Raw genomic sequence first — 19884 nt, 5'->3', positions numbered from 1 at the left:
CGAGATCGACAAGGTCGGCGTCAACAAGACCGGGCGTGGCCGGTTGATGCCGCCGACCGCCGGGACCGACGGCAACCGAGTCTTTCTGCAGCTGGGCCGACAGCCCGAAGAACCCAATCAGTTCAACCACCCCGGCGCCCCGACCGCCTACTCCCCCGACGTGCGAGCCCGGCTGGAGGCCGACGCCAAGGAGATCATCGGCCGATACCCGCAGCCGCGCTCGGCGATCCTGCCGCTGCTGCATCTGGTGCAGTCGGAGGACACCTACATCACACCGGCCGGCATGTCGTTCGTCGCGGAACTGTTGGGGTTGACCAGCGCCGACGTCGCCGGGGTCGCGTCGTTCTATTCGATGTACCGGCGTGATCCCACCGGTAAGTACCTGGTCGGCGTCTGCACCAACACCCTGTGTGCGGTGATGGGCGGCGACGCCATCTACTCCGAGCTCAAGGAACACCTGGGCGTCAGCAACGATCAGACCACTGCGGACGGCTCGGTCACCTTGGCGCACATCGAGTGCAACGCCGCCTGCGACTACGCGCCGGTGGTGATGGTCAACTGGGAGTTCTTCGACAATCAGACCCCGGAATCGGCGCGTGAACTGGTCGACAAGTTGCGCGCCGATGCCGAAGTGCGGCCCACCCGAGGAATGCCGCTGTGCAGTTTCGCCGCCACCGAGCGGATTCTCGCCGGCTTCCCGGACGAACGCTCCGACGACGGCCAAGGAGGTGCCGGCGCGGCGACGCTGGCCGGCCTGCAGGTGGCCCGTGAGCGCGGGATGACGGCACCGGAGCCCGGCAGCAAAACCGATAGGGGTGCGAAATGACCCTTACCAAAGGAACACCGCCCGAGGGCACACCGCTGACCCCGGTGCTCAGCAGCTACTGGGACGAGCCCGAGTCCTGGACGCTAGAGACCTACCGCCGCCACGACGGCTACGTCGGCATGAAGCGCGCGCTGGCGATGACACCCGACGAGGTCATCGAACTGGTCAAGGACTCCGGGTTGCGGGGCCGAGGCGGCGCCGGATTCTCCACCGGAACCAAGTGGTCCTTTGTCCCCCAAGGCAGTGAGGGTCCTGGGGCGCGTCCTCACTACCTGCTGGTCAATGCCGACGAATCCGAGCCCGGCACCTGCAAGGACATGCCGCTGCTGATGGCGACACCGCATGTCCTCATCGAGGGCATGATCGTGTGTTGCTACGCAATCCGCGCCCGCAACGCCTTCATCTACATCCGCGGCGAAGTGCTGCCGGTGGTGCGCCGAATGCAGGCCGCGGTCGCCGAGGCGTATGCGGCGGGATTGCTGGGCACCAACATCGGCGGCAGCGGCTTCGACCTGGACATCACTGTGCACGCCGGAGCAGGCGCCTACATCTGCGGCGAGGAGACCGCGCTGATCGAGTCGCTGGAGGGCTATCGGGGCCAGCCGCGGCTGCGCCCGCCGTTCCCCGCCGTGGCCGGGTTGTACGCCTCGCCGACGGTGGTCAACAACGTCGAATCGATCGCCAGCGTGCCGTCGATCCTGCGCAACGGTGCGGAGTGGTTCCGCTCCATGGGCACCGAGAAATCCCGCGGGTTCACCCTGTATTCGCTGTCCGGGCACGTCAACCGGCCCGGCCAATACGAGGCGCCGCTGGGCATCACGCTGCGCGAACTGCTCGCCTACGCCGGCGGCATACGCGACGGACACCGGTTGAAGTTCTGGACGCCGGGCGGATCGTCGACCCCGATTCTGACCGAGGAGCACCTCGATATCCCGTTGGACTACGAGGGCATGGCATCGGTGGGATCGATGCTGGGCACCAAGGCATTACAGATCTTCGACGAGACCACCTGCGTGGTACGCGCCGCCGGACGCTGGTCGGAGTTCTACAAGCATGAGTCCTGCGGGAAATGCACGCCGTGTCGTGAGGGCACCTACTGGCTGGTGCCCATCTACGAACGGCTGGAAGCCGGCCGCGGTACCCCCGAAGACCTCGACACCCTGCTGGACATCGCCGACGTCCTGTTCGGAAAGTCGTTCTGCGCCTTGGGCGACGGCGCGGCCATGCCGGTGAAGTCGTCGATCCAGTACTTCCGTGACGAATACATCGCCCACCTCGAGGGCGGCTGCCCGTTCGACCCGAAAGCGAGCATGTTCGTGCCAGGTGGAGCAGCAGGCGGTGTGGCGTGACCCAAACTTCTCAGCCGGACGGCCAGGAGTCGGTGACCCTCACCATCGACGACCAACAGATCACGGTCCCCAAGGGCACTTTGATCATTCGGGCCGCTGAACAGTTGGGCATCGAGGTCCCGCGGTTCTGTGATCACCCGCTGCTGGACCCGGTGGCCTGGTGCCGGCAGTGCATGGTCGAGGTGGAGGGCCAGCGCAAGCCACAGCCGTCGTGTGCGGTGGCCGCCGCCGACGGCATGGTGGTACGCACCCAGCACACCTCCGCCGAGGCCGATCGGGCCCAGCACCTGGTGATGGAGCTGTTGCTGATCAATCACCCGCTGGACTGCCCGACCTGCGACAAGGGCGGTGAGTGCCCGCTGCAGAACCAGGCGATGACGCACGGCCGCACCGAGACCCGCTTCGAGGAGACCAAGCGTCACTACCCCAAGCCGATCAACATCTCCTCGCAGGTGCTGCTGGACCGCGACCGCTGCATCCTGTGTGCACGTTGCACCCGGTTCGCCGATGAGATCGCCGGGGACAAGTTCATCGAAATGATGGATCGCGGCGCCCTGCAACAGGTGGGCATCTACACCGACACGCCGTTCGACTCCTACTTCTCGGGCAACACGGTGCAGATCTGCCCGGTGGGCGCACTCACCGGCGCCTCCTACCGGTTCCGGGCGCGCCCGTTCGACCTGGTGTCCACCCCCACCGTCTGCGAACACTGCTCGTCGGGCTGCGCCCAGCGCACCGACCACCGTCGCGGCAAGGTGATGCGGCGGATGGCCGGCGAAGACCCGGACGTCAACGAGGAATGGAACTGCGACAAGGGCCGCTGGGCGTTCACCTACGCCACCCAGAGCGACCGGATCACCACGCCGCTGGTCCGCGACGACAGCGGGAAACTGGTCCCCACCTCCTGGCCGCACGCGGTGGCAGTGGCGGCGCGTGGCCTGGCCGCCGCACGTGGGCGCACCGGCGTACTGGTCGGCGGCCGGGTATCGGCCGAGGACGCCTACGGCTACGCCAAGTTCGCCCGGGTGGCGCTGCACAGCGATGACATCGACTTCCGGGCGCGTGCACAGTCCGCCGAAGAGGCCGCGTTCCTGGCCGCCCGGGTGGCAGGCCGCGGCATCGAGGTCAGCTATGCCGATCTGCAAGCCGCCCCGGTGGTGCTGCTGGCCGGTCTGGAACCCGAGGAAGAATCGCCGATCGTCTTTTTGCGACTGCGCAAGGCGGCCCGCAAGAACGCCACCAAGGTGTTCAGCCTGGCGCCGTTCGCCGATCGCGGGCTGACCAAGATGTTCGGCACCCTGCTGGCAGTGGTTCCCGGCGGTGAGGCGGCGGCGCTGGACGGCCTGCACACCGGGAACGAATCCGATCTGGGGCAAGCGCTTCGCCAACCGGGCGCGGTGGTGCTGGTCGGCGAGCGGTTGGCGGCCTCACCGGGAGCACTGTCGGCGGCGATCCGGCTGGTCGAAGCCACCGGCGCGAAGCTGGCCTGGGTGCCCCGCCGAGCCGGAGAACGCGGAGCACTGGACGGCGGGGCGCTGGCCGGCCTGCTCCCGGGCGGACGTCCGCTGGGGGATCCGGCGGCGCGGGCCGAGGTGGCGCGGGCGTGGGGTCTCGAGGGCTCCGACGACCTGCCGGCGCAGACGGGTCGCGATACCGACGCCATCCTGGCGGCCGCGGCCGACGGAACGTTGGGGGCACTGGTGGTCGGCGGGCTGGAGCCGACCGACCTGGTCGACCCGGCAGCGGCGCTGGCCTCCCTGGATGCGGTCGGATTCCTGGTCAGTCTCGAGTTGCGGCACAGCGATGTCACCGAACGCGCCGACGTGGTGCTGCCGGTGGCCGCCGCCGCCGAAAAGTCCGGCACCTATGTCAACTGGGAAGGCCGCCATCGGCGGTTCGGTGTCGCGCTCGGTGACACCGGCGCCCTGCCCGACCGGCGGGTGCTCGACGTCCTCGCCGAGGAGATGGGCGTCGCGCTGGGGCTGGGCACGCTGGAAGCTGCCCGCGAGGAACTGGCGGGGCTGGGCGCCTGGTCCGGTGAGCGAGTCGCCGGCCCCGACGTCGCCGCCGGGTCACCACCGCAGCCCGGCACCGGCGAAGCCGTGCTGGCCGGCTGGCGCATGCTGCTCGACGAGGGCCGGATGCAAGCCGGCGAACCGAATCTGGCCGGCACCGCCCGCAAACCGGTGGCGCGTCTGTCGGCGACCACGGCCGCCGATATCGGTGTGGCCGATGACGAGCCGGTCACGGTCAGCACCGCGCACGGCAGCATCACCCTGCCGCTGGTGATCACCGAGATGCCCGACAACGTGCTGTGGCTGCCGATGAATTCGCACGGCTGCGCGGTGCATCGGGATCTGGGAGTCACCCCCGGCGCGACGGTACAGATAGGACGCAGCTCATGACCGATCCCTGGTGGTTGATGCTGGTCAAGGTCCTCGGCGTCTTCGTGTTTCTGATTCTGACGGTGGTCCTGGCAATCGTCATCGAACGAAAAGTCGTGGGCCGCATGCAGATGCGCCCCGGACCCAACCGCGTCGGGCCGAAGGGCTGGCTGCAGAGCCTGGCCGATGCGATCAAACTGGCGCTCAAGGAGGACATCACCCCCTTCAACGTCGACCGGGTGATATATACGTTGGCGCCGATCATCTCGACGGTGCCGGCGATCACCGCATTCGCCGTGATCCCGCTCGGTCCCGAGGTCAGCATTTTCGGCCACCGCACCGCGCTGCAGCTGGCCGACCTGCCGATCGCAGTGCTGTTCGTGCTGGCGATGTCCTCGATCGGGGTGTACGGGATCATCCTGGCCGGCTGGTCGTCCGGATCCGTCTATCCCCTGCTCGGCGGAATCCGCTCCACCGCCCAGGTGATCTCCTACGAGGTCGCCATGGGTCTGGCGTTCGCGTCGGTGTTCCTCTACGCCGGGACCATGTCGACCTCGGGCATCGTGGCGGCCCAGGATCGGGCATGGTTCGCATTCCTGCTTATGCCGGCCTTCCTGGTGTATTTGACCGCGATGGTCGGTGAGACCAACCGCGCGCCGTTCGACCTGCCCGAGGCCGAAGGCGAACTGGTCGGCGGCTTCCACACCGAATACTCGTCGCTGAAGTTCGCGCTGTTCTTCCTCGCCGAATACATCAACATGGCCACGGTTTCGGCCGTCGCCGTCACCTTGTTCCTGGGCGGCTGGCACGCGCCGTTCCCGTTCAACATGTGGCCGGCCGCCAACACCGGCTGGTGGCCGCTGCTGTGGTTCACCGTCAAGCTGTGGGGCTTCATCTTCATCTACATCTGGCTGCGGGGGACCCTGCCCCGGCTGCGTTACGACCAGTTCATGGCGCTGGGCTGGAAGATCCTGATCCCGGTGTCATTGTCGTGGGTAATGCTCGCCGCGGTGCTGCGCAGCATGCGCAACGACGGCTACCAGCACTGGCAACTGGCACTGGCCGGTATCAGCACGCTGACCACGGTGGTGCTGCTGGTGGCGCTGCATCGCAAGTTCAGCGCGCTCAACAGCCGCCTCGACGAATCGCCGCCGCCAGCCGTCGCAGTGCCTTCGTCCGAGGGGGCATTTCCGACACCACCGCTGCCGCAACGCAATCCATCGCGGGTCAAGGAGGACGTCAATGGCTAGCTTGAGAGACGCCCTGGCCGGGTTCGGCGTCACCTGGAAGACGATGTTCAAGCGGCCGATCAACGATGGCTACCCCGAGCGCAAGAAGCCCACGGCGCCGCGCTATCACGGCCGTCACCAACTCAACCGGCACCCGGACGGGCTGGAGAAGTGCATCGGCTGCGAATTGTGCGCGTGGGCCTGCCCAGCCGACGCCATCTACGTGGAAGCCGCGGACAACACCGACGAGGAACGCTTCTCCCCCGGCGAACGCTACGGGCGCGTCTACCAGATCAACTACCTGCGCTGCATCGGCTGCGGACTGTGCATCGAGGCCTGCCCCACCCGCGCGCTGACCATGACCAACAACTACGAGATGGCCGCCGACAACCGCGCCGACCTGATCTGGGAACGCGACCAGCTACTGGCGCCCCTGGAACCGGGCATGGTCGCGCCGCCGCACGCGATGCCGCCCGGCGCCACCGAAAAGGACTACTACTTGGGCCGGGTCAGCCCGGCCGGGCTCGATGCCGAGCCAGACCTGTTCGTGATGCTGAACCGAGTCAAGCAGGGTAAAGCCTGATGGGCACCACACTGCTCGCCGCCGATATCGTCGTCCGCACCTCGACCGGGGAAGCGGTCGTGTTCTGGGTCCTGGGCGTCATCGCGGTCATCGGTGCCATCGGCGTCGTCACCGCCGCGAAGGCGGTCTACTCGGCGCTGTTTCTGGCGATGACGATGTTGATCCTGGCGGTGTTCTACTTCGTGCAAGACGCCATGTTCCTGGGCGTGGTGCAGATCGTCGTCTACACCGGCGCGGTGATGATGCTGTTCCTGTTCGTGATGATGCTGATCGGTGTCGACTCCGCCGAGTCTCTGGTGGAGACCCTGCGCGGCCAGCGAGTCGGCGCCACGCTCGCCGGCATCGGTTTCGGAATGCTGCTGATCGCCGGAATCGGCAGCGCCACAACGCACCTGCGAAGCATTGGCACGCCCGCCGCGACGGGCACCGGCTCGGCGGACCTGGGCCAGCACAATGTCGAGGGACTGGCGGCGCTGATCTTCACCCGCTACCTGTGGGCGTTCGAGCTCACCAGTGCGTTGCTGATCACCGCGGTGCTCGCCGCCATGGTGCTGACGCACCGCGAACGACTGCAGCCGCGAATGACGCAGCGGGAGCTGTCCATCCAGCGTTTCCAATCCGGCCGGCGGGCCACCCCGCTGCCCACGCCCGGGGTGTACGCCCGCCACAACGCTGTCGACATCGCCGCACGACTACCCGACGGGACCTACTCCGAGTTGTCGGTGTCGGACACCTTAACGCACCGCTGGGTCGGTTCCACCGGCAACGCCGCCGCCGCCGACGGTGCACAGCGGAGCGATGCTGAGGAGCGGCGCATCAGCACCGCCGCGGCCAACGGGGAGGAATCGGACCAGTGAATCCGGAGAACTACCTGTACCTGTCGGCGATGCTGTTCACCATCGGCGCCACCGGAGTGCTGTTGCGGCGCAACGCACTGGTGATGTTCATGTGCGTCGAGCTGATGCTCAACGCCGCCAACCTGGCGTTCGTCACCTTCGCCCGGCTGCACTCCCAGCTCGACGGCCAGATGGTCGCGTTCTTCACCATGGTCGTCGCCGCCTGCGAGGTGGTGATCGGCCTGGCCATCATCATGACGATCTTCCGGGCCCGGCGATCCGCCTCGGTCGACGACGCGAACCTACTGCGCGGCTAGGAGTTGGGGAGCTCTATGACGAATCTGAGCCAGCTGAGCTGGCTGCTGGTGGCCCTTCCGACGGCCGGTGCCCTGATCCTGTTACTCGGCGGGCGCCGCACCGATCGGTGGGGACACCTACTGGCCTGCGCCACGGTGCTCGGCTCGTTCGGGATCGGCCTGGCCCTGCTGGCCGACATGCTCGGCCGCGACGGCGAGGACCGGGCGCTTCACACGCACCTGTTCAGCTGGGTGCCGGTCGGTGCCCTGCAGGTCGATTTCGGGATACTGATCGACCAGCTGTCGATCTGCTTCGTGCTGCTGATCAGCGGCGTCGGCGCATTGATCCACATCTACTCAACCGGCTACATGAAGCACGACCCGGACCGGCGACGGTTTTTCGCCTACCTCAACCTGTTCGTCGCGGCGATGCTGTTGCTGGTCGTGGCCGACAACTACCTGGGCCTCTACGTCGGCTGGGAAGGCGTCGGCCTGGCGTCCTACCTGCTGATCGGCTTCTGGTACGCCAAGCCGGTGGCGGCCGCGGCGGGCAAGAAGGCGTTCGTGTCCAACCGGGTCGGCGACATCGGGTTGTCGCTGGCCATGTTCGTGATGTTCGCCGGATTCGGCACGCTGTCCTACGACGGGCTGTTCGGCGCGGTCGGCGACGCCGGCCCCAGCGGCCTGACCACCGCGATCGGCCTGCTGCTGTTAGTGGGTGCCTGCGCCAAATCCGCGCAGGTCCCGCTGCAGGCCTGGTTGTTCGACGCCATGGAAGGCCCGACCCCGGTGTCGGCCCTGATCCACGCCGCCACCATGGTGACCGCCGGTGTCTACCTGATCGTGCGGTCCGGACCGGTGTTCGATCTGTCCCCCGACGCCCGGCTGGCGGTGGTCGTGGTCGGTGCCCTCACGCTGCTGTTCGGCGCGATCATCGGCTGCGCCAACGACGACATAAAGCGGGCACTGGCCGCCTCCACGGTCAGCCAGATCGGCTACATGGTGCTGGCCGCCGGCCTGGGCCCGGCCGGCTACGCGGTGGCGATCATGCACCTGCTTACCCACGGCTTCTTCAAGGCCGGGCTGTTCCTGGGCTCGGGGTCGGTGATGCACGGGATGAACGACGAACAGGACATGCGCCGCTACGGCGCCCTGCGCAGCTTCATGCCGGTGACGTTCGCGACGTTCGGACTGTGTTATCTCGCGATCATCGGGGTGCCGCCGTTCGCCGGCTACTGGTCCAAGGACGCCATCATCGAGGCCGCGTTGGCATCCGGCGGCACCCGCGGCTGGGTGCTGGGGGCGGTCACCATCCTGGGCGCCAGCATCACCGCCTTCTACATGACCCGGGTGATGCTGATGACGTTCGGCGGCGAGCGCCGCTGGGCCGCCGATGAGAGCGAGGTGAGTGCGGACCGCGTGCTGCAGCACCCGCACGAATCCCCGCGGGTGATGACCTGGCCGATGATCGTGCTGGCTCTGGGCGCTGTGTTCGCCGGCGCCGCGCTGGCCATCGGCGGGCGCCTGGAGCACTGGCTGGAGCCGGTGGTCACCCGGGTAGCGCCGGTTGCCGAGCACGCGCACGCCATCCCGGCCTGGCTCACCGGCGCGATCACCCTCGGAGTTGTCCTACTCGGTGTCGCCGTGGCCTTCAACATGTACGGCCGCAAGCCGATACCGATCACCGCGCCCACCGACGTGTCGGCGCTGACGGTGGCGGCCCGCAAGTATCTCTACGGCGATGCCTTCAACGAGGAGGTGCTCATGCGTCCGGGTAACCGACTGGCACAAGGCCTGGTCGGCGTCGACGACCGGGTGGTTGATGGCTCGGTCAACATGACAGCCGGCCTGGTTGCGATCGCGTCATACCTGGTGCGGCGCCTGCAGACCGGTTTCGTGCGCTCCTACGCGCTGACCATGCTGGCCGGTACGGTCCTGGTCGTCGCACTCGTGCTGGCGGTGCAGCTGTGAACAACAACGTGCCCTGGCTGAGCCTGCTGTGGTTGGTACCGCTGGTCGGCGCCGGATTGGTCATCGTGTTGCCGGCCCGAGCGGCAGCACTGGCGAAGTGGACCGCCCTGCTGGTGAGCCTGGCGACGCTGGCGATCGCGATCGTGGTCACCGTCGGCTTCGACACGACCCCGGTGGCCGCCCCCTACCAGTTCGTCGAGTCGCACTCCTGGATACCGGCATTCGGCGCGAGCTACACGCTCGGAGTGGACGGTATCGCGGTGATCCTGGCGTTGTTGACCGCCGGACTGGTGCCGTTGCTGATGTTGGCCGGCTGGAACGACGGCGAACGGGCCGATCAGAACGGTGCCGATGCCAACGACCCCCAGCGCCCGGCTGCGCTGCGCTTGCGCTCGTCAGCCCGCGGCCCGCACGCGTTCGCCGCGCTGACCCTGACCGTCGAGGCGATGGTGTTGATCTCGCTGGTCTCGCTGGATGTGCTGCTGTTCTACGTGTTCTTCGAAGCGATGCTCATCCCGATGTACTTCATGATCGGCGGTTTCGGGAATGGCGCCAAGCGTTCCCAAGCGGCCCTGAAGTTCCTGCTGTACAACCTGTTCGGCGGTCTGATCATGCTGGCCGCGGTGATCGGGGTGTACGTGGTGAGTTCCGGCGAAGGCGCCTCCGGCGGCACCTTCGACTTCCGTGAACTGGTCTCGATCTTCTCCCCGGCGACCACGACGGTGGATCCGGGTGTACTCAAGCTGCTCTTCGCCGGCTTCATGTTCGCCTTCGCGGTCAAAGCCCCGCTGTGGCCACTGCACCGGTGGCTGCCCGATGCCGCCGTGGAATCCACCCCGGCCACTGCCGTGCTGATGATGGCGGTGATGGACAAGGTGGGGACCTTCGGGATGTTGCGGTACTGCCTGCAGCTCTTCCCCGACGCCTCAACATATTTCCGTCCGGTCATCATCGTGCTGGCGGTCATCGGCGTGGTCTACGGGGCCATGGTGGCGATCGGCCAGCGCGACATGATGCGCTTGATCGCCTACACCTCGATCTCGCACTTCGGCTTCATCATCTTGGGCATCTTCGTCATGACCAGCCAGGGGCAGAGCGGTTCGACGTTGTACATGCTCAACCACGGCTTGTCGACGGCGGCACTGTTCCTGATCGCCGGGTTCCTGGTGTCCCGGCGCGACGGTGCCCGGGCGATTTCGGACTACGGCGGCGTGCAGAAGGTGGCGCCGGTGATGGCCGGCACCTTCATGGTCGCCGCGATGGCCACCCTGTCGCTGCCCGGTCTGGCCCCGTTCATCAGCGAGTTCCTGGTCTTGGTCGGCACGTTCAACCGGTACTGGGTGGCGGCGGCGGTCGGCTCCACGGCGCTGGTGTTGTCCTCGATCTACATGTTGTGGCTGTATCAGCGGGTGATGACCGGCCCGGTCACGGCGGGCAATGAGCGCATCCGCGATCTGGTGCCGCGGGAGTTGCTGGTCGTCACGCCGTTGATCGCGCTGCTGCTGTTCCTCGGCTTCTACCCCAAACCCGCGCTGGACATCATCAATCCGGGTGTCGCGCACACCTTGACCACGATCGGTGAGACCGATCCGGCACCACTGACCGCTGAGGGGGCGCACTGACCATGGCGGGCATGCCTATCCCATCCGTCGAATACAGCCTTGTCCTGCCCCTGCTGATCGTTTTCGGCACTGCGGTGACGGGTGTGCTCTTCGAGGCGTTCATTGCGCGCCGAGCGCGCTACGTAATGCAGGTCCTGCTCGCTGTCGGCGGTTTAGTCGCGACGTTCGCCGCGATCGTCGTGGTGGGCCGTGATCTGCCGACCGGTGGCCGCATCGCGGTCCTGGGCGCGCTGGCCGTCGACGCGCCCGCACTGGTGCTGCAGGGCACCATCGTGCTGGTCGGGATCATGGCCGTGCTGTTTATCTCCGAGCGCAATATCGGTGCCGGAGTTCCCGAAGGTCCGGGAGCGGCGACAGCCCCCGCAGCCCCGGCACGTGCGGGCCTGGACGCGTTCACTCCGCAGGCGTCGGCAGTGCCGGACAGCGTCGCCGAACTCGACGCGGCGCGAGCCGGGGTGGCTCAGACCGAGGTATTCCCGCTGACCGTGCTTGCCGCCGGCGGCATGATGGTGTTCACCGCCGCCAACGACCTGGTCACCATGTTCGTGGCGCTGGAAGTGCTCTCACTGCCCCTCTACCTGCTGTGCGGGCTGGCCCGCTACCGCCGTCTGCTCTCGCAGGAAGCGGCGCTGAAGTACTTTCTGCTGGGCGCCTTCTCTTCGGCGCTGTTCCTGTTCGGCGCCGCGCTGCTCTACGGCGCCACCGGGGTGCTGACGCTGCCGGACATCGGTGAGCAGTTGTTCGCCCACAGCAGCGACCCGCTGGCGCTGATCGGGGCTGGGCTGCTGCTGGTGGGCTTGTTCTTCAAAGTCGGCGCGGTGCCATTCCATTCGTGGGTTCCCGACGTCTACGTCGGGGCGCCGACGCCGATCACCGGCTTCATGGCGGCGGCCACCAAGGTCGCCGCGTTCGGGGCGATGCTGCGGATCCTCTACGTCGCACTGCCTGCGCTGCATGACCACTGGCGGCCGCTGCTGTGGCTGATCGCGGTGCTGACCATGGTGGTCGCCACCATCGCGGCGATCACCCAGACCGAGGTCAAGCGGATGCTGGCCTACTCCTCGGTCGCCCACGCGGGCTTTGTGCTGACCGGTGTGCTGTCGGCGATCCCGGCCGGCATCTCCGCCACGCTGTTCTATCTGGTCGCCTACAGCTTCTCCACGGTGGGTGCCTTCGCGGTGGTGAACCTGATCCGCGGCTCCAGCGGCGAGGAAGAGCTCGACATGTCTCGGTGGGCCGGTTTGGGCCGGCGCTACCCCGTTGTGGGCCTACTGTTTTCGATGTTCCTGCTGGCGTTCGCCGGCATCCCGCTGACCAGTGGTTTCATCAGCAAGTTCGCGGTGTTCAAGGCCGCTGCCGAGGGCGGTGCGGCACCACTGGTGGTGGTCGGCGTGATCGCCAGCGGTGTCGCCGCCTACTTCTACGTCCGGGTGATCGTGTTGATGTTCTTCACCGACTCCCCCGCCGACCCACCGCAACTGGTGCTGCCCAGCGTGTGGAGCAAGGCAGCCATCGCGCTGTGTGCCGCGATCACCGTGCTGCTAGGGGTGCTGCCGCAGCCGCTGCTCGACCTGGTGGACGCCGCAACCCAATTCGCGCAGTAAGCGCAACATGCCCGCCGTGCAGCGGGTACACATGGAGAGATGCCAGACGAGTCATTCCAGCAGCTGGTCGCCATGCTGGACTACACGATGTTCGTGGTGACCACGGCGACCGATCAGCGCGCCTCGGGGTGTCTGGTCGGGTTCGCCACCCAGGCCAGCATCGAGCCGCCGCGATTTCTGGTCGGCATGTCCAAGCGCAACCACACCTTCGAGGTGGCTGCCGAGTCCGAGCACTTGGCCGTTCACGTCCTGGCACGCCGCGACATCGAGCTGGCCCGGCTGTTCGGCGGTCAGACCGGCGACGACATCGACAAGTTCGAGCGCTGCGCCTGGCACAGCGGTCCCGCGGGAATGCCAATCCTCGACCATGCGCCGGCCTGGTTCGTCGGCAAGACGCTGCGCCGGATCGACCTCGGCGACCACATGGGCTACCTGCTGGACCCGGTGGCCGGATATGCCGCCCAGAGCGACGATGACCTGCTGACGCTTTCCGACGTCAACGATCTCGAACCGGGCCACAAAGCCTGACGGAACGGCCCGAGCAGCGCTTAGCCCGGCTCTCGCAGCGGAAGACCGGAAGCCTGATAGATCGCGTCGATGACGGTCATGTTCTCGATCGCGTCCTCGGGAGTGGTGCGCACCGGCACGCCGCGCAACACCGCGTCGGCGAACGCGTCGAGCTGGTAGGCGTAGGACGCCCGGTGGGTGAATCGCTCGACGCGCCTGCCCTTTGGCGAGCTGACCCGCAAGCGGTGGAAGTACTGCGGCATCAGCGGGTTGAGCGCTCGCAGCTCGCCGTGCTCGCCGATCACCCGGGCGCTGATCTGCAGCAGGTTCGATGACCACAGCGAGCAGCGGATGGTGCCGGTGTGCCCGGCCGGAAACCGCAGCTGTGCCGTCATGGCCCGGTCGACAAGCGGGTCGCGCAACTTCGCCTGCGCGGAAACGACTTCCGGGGTAGCTCCGCCGAAGGTGCGGGCCATGTGCACCGCATAACAGCCCGCGTCCATCAACGCCCCGCCGGCCAGCGCGTAGTGATAGCGGATGTCGGAGAACCGGGGCAGCGGAAAACTCAGCGCGGTGTCGACCTGCCGCAGCTCGCCCAACTCCCCCGAGTCGATGATCTCTTCGATGCGCGCCGTCATCGGGTGGTAGCGGTAGTGGAAGGCCTCCATGACCACCCGATCAGAGCCCGCGGCCGCCGCGGCCACCTCGCGGGCTTCCTCGGCATTGGCGGTGAACGGCTTCTCGCACAGCACATGCTTGCCGGCGTCCAGTGCGGCGCGTGTCCACCTGCCGTGCAGGTGGTTCGGCAACGGGTTGTAGATGGCGTCGACCTCGGGGTCGGCGATCAGTGCGTTGTAGCTGTCATGCACCCGGGCGATGCCGTGTTTCGCGGCGAACGCCCGGGCCCGGCCGATGTCGCGCGCGGCCACTGCGCTCACCACGACCTCAGGGTTGGCGGCGGCCGGTTTGAGCAGTGCGTCCGGGGTGATCCGCGCTGCTCCGAGCACGCCGATACGCAGCACCGTCCTGGTGCCGGTCATGCGACGGCGCTCCGCTGCAGCAAGAACCCGGCCAGCCGGCGACCGGGTTGCGCCGAGGTCGTCATGTCGACCACCCGGCGTGCCTGCTCGGCTACCGGCGTGGCGGGGTCGAGGACCGATAGGTAGACCTCGTGGGCGGCCAGGGAGTCCACCGCGATGTCGAGGTAGTCACCCACATCCTCGACGTGGGTGGGTCCCGGGCCCCCTTGGAACAGCCAGCGCGGCGGGTCCTCGCAACTGTCCCAGGCGTCGGTGACCGCGGCGGCGAATTCGATGTGGTCGCGCTGGTTGGGCGCCCCCGGCCCGAACTCCGCACCGCCGTAGATCGTCACCACCACGTCGGGGCGCACCTCACCGATCACCGAGGCGATCTTGGCGCGCAACTCCGGCGTATTGCGGATGTTGCTGTCCGGGAAGCCCCAGAAGTCGACGTCAGGAACCCCCACGATGGCCGCCGCCCGCCGTTGCTCATCCTCGCGCAGCGGCCCGGCCTGCGCCGGCTCCATGCCGGCGATGCCTGCTTCCCCGCTGCTGGCCAACGCATAGCGGACGGTCTTGCCGGCGGCAGTCCATTTGGCCACCGCGGCGGCGATGCCGTACTCGGGGTCGTCGGGATGCGGCACCAACACCAGCAGCGACGCCCAGTCTTGCGGGAAGGGCTGCGGCCCGCTGGGCCCGATCGGCTGAGCCATGGGTCTATGCCATCACGCCGTGGGCGATGATGTCCGCGATCCGTTGCACCCAGTCGTCGTCGAGGTCGTCGTCGGGACGAAGCATCATCGCCAGCAACGTCGCACCGCCGATAATCTCGACGAGCCGGTCGGGGTCCACATCGGCTCGTGCATCGCCGCGGCTCACCGAATCGGCCACCCAGTGGCGCATCACCTCGAACAGGCCCTGAAAGCGGTCCAGGATCCGCGCGGTCAGCTCGGCGTTGGTCGCCATGTCGCCGATCAAGCCGGGCAGCGCCGCCCGCACCACCGGGTTGGTGAACGCGTCGCGCGCGCCGGCCATCATCGCCTTGAGGTCGCCGGACACGTCGCCCGGCGGCGCAGTCACCGCGCTCGGGGGCACCGAGAACGCGGCCTCGTGCACCAGTTCGGCCTTGCTGGGCCACCGGCGGTACAACGCGGTCTTGGTGGTGCCGGCGCGCTCGGCGACGGCCGCCAGGCTCAGATTCGAATATCCGACTTCGACAACCAGTTCCGCGGCGGCCTGCAATATGGCACCGTCGATGCGGGGATCACGAGGGCGTCCGGCGCCGGACCCCTTGTCAACGGCCGAACGTTCTGCTTTCATAACGCTACCTGTCGTATCGTAATTACCTTGACGGAGGATACAACCGTGGTCGACCAACCGACTGTGGAAAAGGACGTCGGCCGGATCCAACGTTCTAGCCGCGATGTCACCACACTGCCCACGGTAATGTCTCGCTGGCTTGCCACCCAGTTGCCCGGCGCGGCCACGCCGGAGATCACCGTGGAAAGCGGCGTCGACACCAACGGCATGTCGTCGGAGACCATCATGCTCACCGGCCGCTGGACGGCCGACGGCGCCCCGATTGAGCAGCGCTGGGTGATGCGTGTGGGACCGGCCGCCGAAGACGTCCCGGTGTTTCCGACCTACCGGCTGGATCACCAGTTCGAGGTGATGCGACTGGTGGGTGAACTCACCGATGTCCCAGTGCCGAAGGTCCGCTGGCTCGAACCGACCGGAGACGTGCTGGGCCGACCGTTCTTCCTGATGGACCGCATCGACGGCGAGGTGCCTCCCGACGTCATGCCCTATACCTTCGGCAGCAACTGGTTCTCTGACGCGACAGCCGAGCAGCAGCGGACCCTGCAGGACTCCACCGTCGAAGTGCTCGCCAAGCTGCACGCCATTCCGAATGCCGAACAGACCTTCGCGTTCCTCGACGATGGGACGGATGGGGCTACCGCGCTGCACCGACACTTCGAGGGAGTGCGGCAGTGGTACGAATTCGCGGTGCCCGACATGGGACGTTCGCCGCTGTTGGACCGCGCCCTGGGCTGGCTGGAGGAGAACTGGCCGGACGGCGCGGCCGCCGGCGAGACGGTGTTGTGCTGGGGCGACTCGCGGGTCGGCAATGTGCTCTACCGCGACTTCCAGCCCGTTGCCGTGCTGGACTGGGAGATGGTGACCCTGGGGCCGCGCGAGCTCGATGTGTCGTGGATTATCTTCGCGCACTTGGTTTTCGAGGAACTCGCTGGACTGGCTGGACTCCCCGGGCTCCCGCAGGTGCTACGCGGAGAGGACGTGCGGGCCACCTACCAGAAGCTCACCGGCGTCGAACTCGGTGACCTGCACTGGTTCTACGTCTATGCCGGCGTGATGTGGGCGATCGTGTTCATGCGCACCGGGGCCCGTCGGGTGCACTTCGGGGAGATGGAAAAGCCCGAGAATCCCGAATCGTTGTTCTATCATGCCGGATTGCTCAAGAAGTTGATCGGAGAACAGAGCTGATGCTGGGGCCACTCGACGAATTCCCGATCCACCAATTGCCACAGCCGCTCGCCTGGCCGGGCTCCTCGGATCGCAACTTCTACGACCGGTGCTATCTCAACGCCCACGACCGCACCGGGGACATCTTTTTGATCACCGGGTGCGGCTACTACCCCAACCTCGGTGTCAAGGACGCCTACGTGCTCCTACGCCGCGGCGACACCCAGACCGCGGTGCACCTGTCCGACGCCATCGACCAAGATCGGCTCAATCAGCGGATCGGCGCTTACCGCATCGAGGTCACCGATCCGCTGCGCTCTCTGCGGGTGGTGATGGAGGAGACCGAGGGCATCGCGCTGGATCTGCGCTGGGAGGGGCTGTTCGACCCGGTGCAGGAGCAGCGGCACATCCTGCGGACCGGCAACCGGGTGACCCTGGACGCGCAGCGCTTCGCTCAATTGGGCTCGTGGAGTGGGCAGATCGTGATCGATGGCGAGGAGATCGCCGTCGACCCCGCGATCTGGATCGGCTCACGCGACCGCTCCTGGGGAATTCGCCCGGTCGGTGAACGCGAACCGGCGGGCCGGCCCGCCGACCCGCCGTTCGATGGCATGTGGTGGCTGTATCTGCCAATGGCGTTCGAGGACTTCGCGGTGGTGATGATCATCCAGGAGGAGCCCAACGGTTTCCGTTCACTCAACGACTGCAGCCGGGTCTGGCGCGATGGCCGTGTCGAACAGTTGGGGTGGCCACGGATCTCCACGCGCTACCGCGCCGGCACTCGCATCGCCACCGGGGCCACCATCGAGGCCACGCGCCCGGATGGCACTCCAGTGGTGTTCGAGGTGGAATCCAAACTGCCGGTGCCCATTCACGTCGGCGGCGGCTACGGCGGCGACATCGACTGGCTGCACGGCGAGTGGAAGGGTGAGAAGTTCACCGAGCGCCTGACCTATGACATGACCGATCCGGGCATCCTGGGGCGCACCAGCTTCGGGATGATCGACCACGTGGGGCGCGCGGTGTGCCGCGACGGCGACGCCGCCCCGGTCGAGGGTTGGGGACTCTACGAGCACGGTGTGCTGGGCCGGCATGACCCGACGGGATTCCCCGACTGGGTCACCATGGCGCCCTAGCGCTCAGCGCTAAGCGGGTTGTCCCGTCAGCCCAGCTCGCTGACGATCGCCCCGACGACCGCCGGGGCGATGGGCGCAGCCTGGTAAACGCAGACGGTGTCGGCGATTCCGTCGACCCGGTCGCGGATTCGCGCGGCCACCTGCGCCGGAGTACCGCATGCGGCGATGGTGTGCAGGATCTCGTCGGTGATCCGTGCACCCATCTGCGCCCAGTGGCCCTGCTTGGACAGCGCGTTGAGCTCGGGCTGCAGATCCTGCCAGCCGTGCGCGGCCAGCACCGGCGCATACGCCGGAGTCGATGCGTAGAAGCCGAGCAACATCCGGGTAGCGGCTTCGGCGGCTTCCCGCTCGGCGTCGGTGGCGCCGGTGGCCACGATGATTTCCGGCACGACCGCAAAATCCTCGGCGCGACGTCCGGATTGGGCAAGCCCTGCGCGCACCGCGGACATGGTGCTCTCATGCAGGAATCGCTTGGTGGAGAACGGCATCACCAGCAGGCCGTCGGCGTGCGTCGCGGCCGCACGGGTCAGCCGTGGTCCCAGCGCGCCGACGTAGATCGGTGGCGGGCCGTACGGGTTCGGTCCGGGGCTGAACGTCGGCGTCATCAGCGTGTGCCGATAGTAGTCACCCCGAAAGTCCAAGCGGGCGCCGGTGTTCCAGGCTTCGAAGATCGCCCGCAGCGCCGCGACCAGCTCGACCATGCGGTCCACCGGGTGGTCGAAGTCCGCACCGAAGCGCTTCTCGATCTGCGCACGCACTTGGGTACCCAGCCCCAGGACGAATCGCCCGCCACTGAGCAGCTGATGATCGTTGGCCTGGTGCGCCAAATGGATCGGATTGCGTGGGAAGGCGATCGCGACGTTGGTCATCAGGTCCAGGCCGCCCACACCGGCGGCCAACGTCAACGGTGCGAACACATCGTGCGGACCTTCGAAGGTGAAGACCCCGCCGACGCCGGCGTCGCGCAGCTCGCGTGCCTGATCGACGACACCGGTCAGCCCGCTGAGGGCCGTGAGAACTCTCAACGCGGCTCCGAAGCCCTATGAACTGATTTCGGACCCGACGGCCAAGCCGCCGGTGGATCCGGTGGCCAGGTCCACCAGGTCGCGAAGCTCACGGTTGACCGCGACAGGGTGCTCCAGGATCGAGCAGTGGCCCCCGCTGACCTCGACGAACCGGGCGAGATTGGGTGCGGCGTCAGCGATTCGCTGCGAAGCCGCCAGCGGCAACAATCGGTCGCGGGTGCTGCCGATGACCAGGGTGGGCACGGTCAGACCGTCGAGGTTGATGAAGGACGCCGGACCGAGCGCGTCGACGAGCGCCCGCACCCAGTGGCCGCGGCTTGCGGCCGGCGTCTTGGCGAACAGGTCGCAGATCAACGAGGTGACCCACGGATCGGCCTCGCCGCCGACGGCAAGCATGTGTACGAATCGCCGAGCCGCCAGGTTCGCCGGGCCGACGATCGGCACGTTGCCAAAGGCCAGCAACCCGCGACGGGCTGCCTGCACCCGGGCCCGCTGCAGTGGCGGTGGCACCTGGAACAGTTCGACTTCGGCCAGCAGGTTGCCGAGGGTGGTATTGATCAGCGCTACCGCATCGGCACGCTGCTGCACGCGGTGCCGGTAGCGGTCTGACCAGGCGCTGATCGCCATACCGCCCATCGAGTGTCCGGCGATGACGGCACGCTCTCCCGGCGCCAGGGTGGCCTCCAGCACCGCATCGAGATCGGATGCCAGGTGCGTCAGGCTGTATCCGCCGCGCTTGGGCACCCCGCTTCGTCCGTGGCCGCGGTGGTCGTAGGCGATCACCCGGTGATCGGCGCTCAGGTCGGCAATCTGAGGTCCCCACACCCGGATGGCGCAGGTGATGCCGTGCGCCAGCACGATCGGATACCCGTCGGCCGGCCCGAAGACCTGGGTGTGCAGCTTGGTTCCGTCGGCTGCCCGGACCGCCATGGTGCGGGCCGGCGGCAACTCCACCGGGAACATGCCGGCACTTCGCCGCCGACCGGACCGTTGAGCACTCATCGCCACCTCAT

General features: G+C 67.4%; 18 protein-coding genes. 13 read left to right on the top strand and 5 right to left on the bottom strand.

The window, feature by feature from the left end:
* Nucleotides 1-46 precede the first annotated feature (46 nt).
* The 11 genes from nuoE to N416_RS0112530 are packed head-to-tail and all read left to right on the top strand — an operon-like array spanning nt 47 to nt 13228.
* Nucleotides 47-826 carry an NADH-quinone oxidoreductase subunit NuoE gene (gene nuoE / locus N416_RS0112580; RefSeq protein WP_036457865.1) on the top strand — a complete coding sequence of 260 codons (780 nt, stop codon included), beginning with the start codon at nt 47-49 and terminating at the stop codon, nt 824-826.
* A complete protein-coding gene (gene nuoF, locus N416_RS0112575) occupies nt 823-2175 on the top strand; it encodes an NADH-quinone oxidoreductase subunit NuoF (protein ID WP_024442462.1) in 1353 nt (450 codons plus the stop codon). The genes nuoE and nuoF overlap by 4 nt, the downstream gene beginning before the upstream one ends.
* Nucleotides 2172-4580 carry an NADH-quinone oxidoreductase subunit G gene (locus N416_RS0112570; RefSeq protein WP_024442461.1) on the top strand — a complete coding sequence of 803 codons (2409 nt, stop codon included), beginning with the start codon at nt 2172-2174 and terminating at the stop codon, nt 4578-4580. The genes nuoF and N416_RS0112570 overlap by 4 nt, the downstream gene beginning before the upstream one ends.
* Entirely contained in the window at nt 4577-5809 is a 1233-nt protein-coding gene (gene nuoH, locus N416_RS0112565) for an NADH-quinone oxidoreductase subunit NuoH (RefSeq protein WP_024442460.1), read from the top strand. The genes N416_RS0112570 and nuoH overlap by 4 nt, the downstream gene beginning before the upstream one ends.
* On the top strand, nt 5802-6371 hold the full coding sequence (nuoI, locus tag N416_RS0112560) for an NADH-quinone oxidoreductase subunit NuoI (RefSeq protein WP_024442459.1): 570 nt from the start codon (nt 5802-5804) through the stop codon (nt 6369-6371). The genes nuoH and nuoI overlap by 8 nt, the downstream gene beginning before the upstream one ends.
* Nucleotides 6371-7228, top strand: a complete 858-nt coding sequence (locus tag N416_RS0112555; protein ID WP_024442458.1) for an NADH-quinone oxidoreductase subunit J — start codon at nt 6371-6373, stop codon at nt 7226-7228. The genes nuoI and N416_RS0112555 overlap by 1 nt, the downstream gene beginning before the upstream one ends.
* A complete protein-coding gene (gene nuoK, locus N416_RS0112550; protein WP_024442457.1) occupies nt 7225-7524 on the top strand; it encodes an NADH-quinone oxidoreductase subunit NuoK in 300 nt (99 codons plus the stop codon). Before N416_RS0112555 ends, nuoK begins: the two co-directional genes overlap by 4 nt.
* A gap of 15 nt (nt 7525-7539) precedes the next feature.
* A complete protein-coding gene (gene nuoL, locus N416_RS0112545; protein ID WP_024442456.1) occupies nt 7540-9474 on the top strand; it encodes an NADH-quinone oxidoreductase subunit L in 1935 nt (644 codons plus the stop codon).
* Nucleotides 9471-11096, top strand: a complete 1626-nt coding sequence (locus N416_RS0112540; RefSeq protein ID WP_024442455.1) for an NADH-quinone oxidoreductase subunit M — start codon at nt 9471-9473, stop codon at nt 11094-11096. The genes nuoL and N416_RS0112540 overlap by 4 nt, the downstream gene beginning before the upstream one ends.
* A 2-nt stretch (nt 11097-11098) precedes the next feature.
* The gene (gene nuoN / locus N416_RS0112535; RefSeq protein ID WP_024442454.1) at nt 11099-12700 is read left to right on the top strand and encodes an NADH-quinone oxidoreductase subunit NuoN; all 1602 of its coding nucleotides are present in this window, start codon (nt 11099-11101) and stop codon (nt 12698-12700) included.
* Between the two features lie 39 nt (nt 12701-12739).
* Nucleotides 12740-13228 carry a flavin reductase family protein gene (locus tag N416_RS0112530; RefSeq protein WP_024442453.1) on the top strand — a complete coding sequence of 163 codons (489 nt, stop codon included), beginning with the start codon at nt 12740-12742 and terminating at the stop codon, nt 13226-13228.
* Nucleotides 13229-13248: 20 nt separating this feature from the next.
* On the opposite strand, the gene N416_RS0112525 is transcribed toward N416_RS0112530, so the two are convergent.
* Genes N416_RS0112525 through N416_RS0112515 form a run of 3 tightly spaced genes read right to left on the bottom strand, consistent with a single transcriptional unit; the run spans nt 13249 to nt 15546 of the window.
* Complete coding sequence (locus N416_RS0112525) at nt 13249-14247, bottom strand: Gfo/Idh/MocA family protein (protein ID WP_024442452.1); 999 nt, start codon at nt 14245-14247, stop codon at nt 13249-13251.
* On the bottom strand, nt 14244-14939 hold the full coding sequence (locus tag N416_RS0112520) for a PIG-L deacetylase family protein (protein ID WP_024442451.1): 696 nt from the start codon (nt 14937-14939) through the stop codon (nt 14244-14246). Before N416_RS0112520 ends, N416_RS0112525 begins: the two co-directional genes overlap by 4 nt.
* Nucleotides 14940-14943: 4 nt before the next feature.
* The gene (locus N416_RS0112515) at nt 14944-15546 is read right to left on the bottom strand and encodes a TetR/AcrR family transcriptional regulator (protein ID WP_024442450.1); all 603 of its coding nucleotides are present in this window, start codon (nt 15544-15546) and stop codon (nt 14944-14946) included.
* Between the two features lie 45 nt (nt 15547-15591).
* Here N416_RS0112515 and N416_RS0112510 point away from each other — a divergent pair, with 45 nt between their 5' ends.
* Together N416_RS0112510 and N416_RS0112505 are read left to right on the top strand one after the other, a co-directional pair.
* Complete coding sequence (locus N416_RS0112510; RefSeq protein ID WP_024442449.1) at nt 15592-16731, top strand: phosphotransferase family protein; 1140 nt, start codon at nt 15592-15594, stop codon at nt 16729-16731.
* The gene (locus N416_RS0112505) at nt 16731-17846 is read left to right on the top strand and encodes a hypothetical protein (RefSeq protein ID WP_024442448.1); all 1116 of its coding nucleotides are present in this window, start codon (nt 16731-16733) and stop codon (nt 17844-17846) included. Before N416_RS0112510 ends, N416_RS0112505 begins: the two co-directional genes overlap by 1 nt.
* A 26-nt stretch (nt 17847-17872) precedes the next feature.
* Here N416_RS0112505 and N416_RS0112500 read toward each other — a convergent pair whose 3' ends face one another.
* Nucleotides 17873-18871, bottom strand: a complete 999-nt coding sequence (locus N416_RS0112500) for a TIGR03617 family F420-dependent LLM class oxidoreductase (RefSeq protein WP_024442447.1) — start codon at nt 18869-18871, stop codon at nt 17873-17875.
* A 15-nt stretch (nt 18872-18886) separates the two neighbouring features.
* Nucleotides 18887-19873, bottom strand: coding sequence for an alpha/beta fold hydrolase (locus tag N416_RS0112495; RefSeq protein WP_024442446.1), 987 nt, complete (start codon nt 19871-19873; stop codon nt 18887-18889).
* Nucleotides 19874-19884 lie beyond the last annotated feature (11 nt).

The organism is Mycobacterium sp. UM_WGJ (genome assembly GCF_000455125.1).
GTDB lineage: Bacteria > Actinomycetota > Actinomycetes > Mycobacteriales > Mycobacteriaceae > Mycobacterium.
Note: the sequence above shows the minus strand (reverse complement) of the source record. Positions and strands in the feature narration are given on the sequence as shown.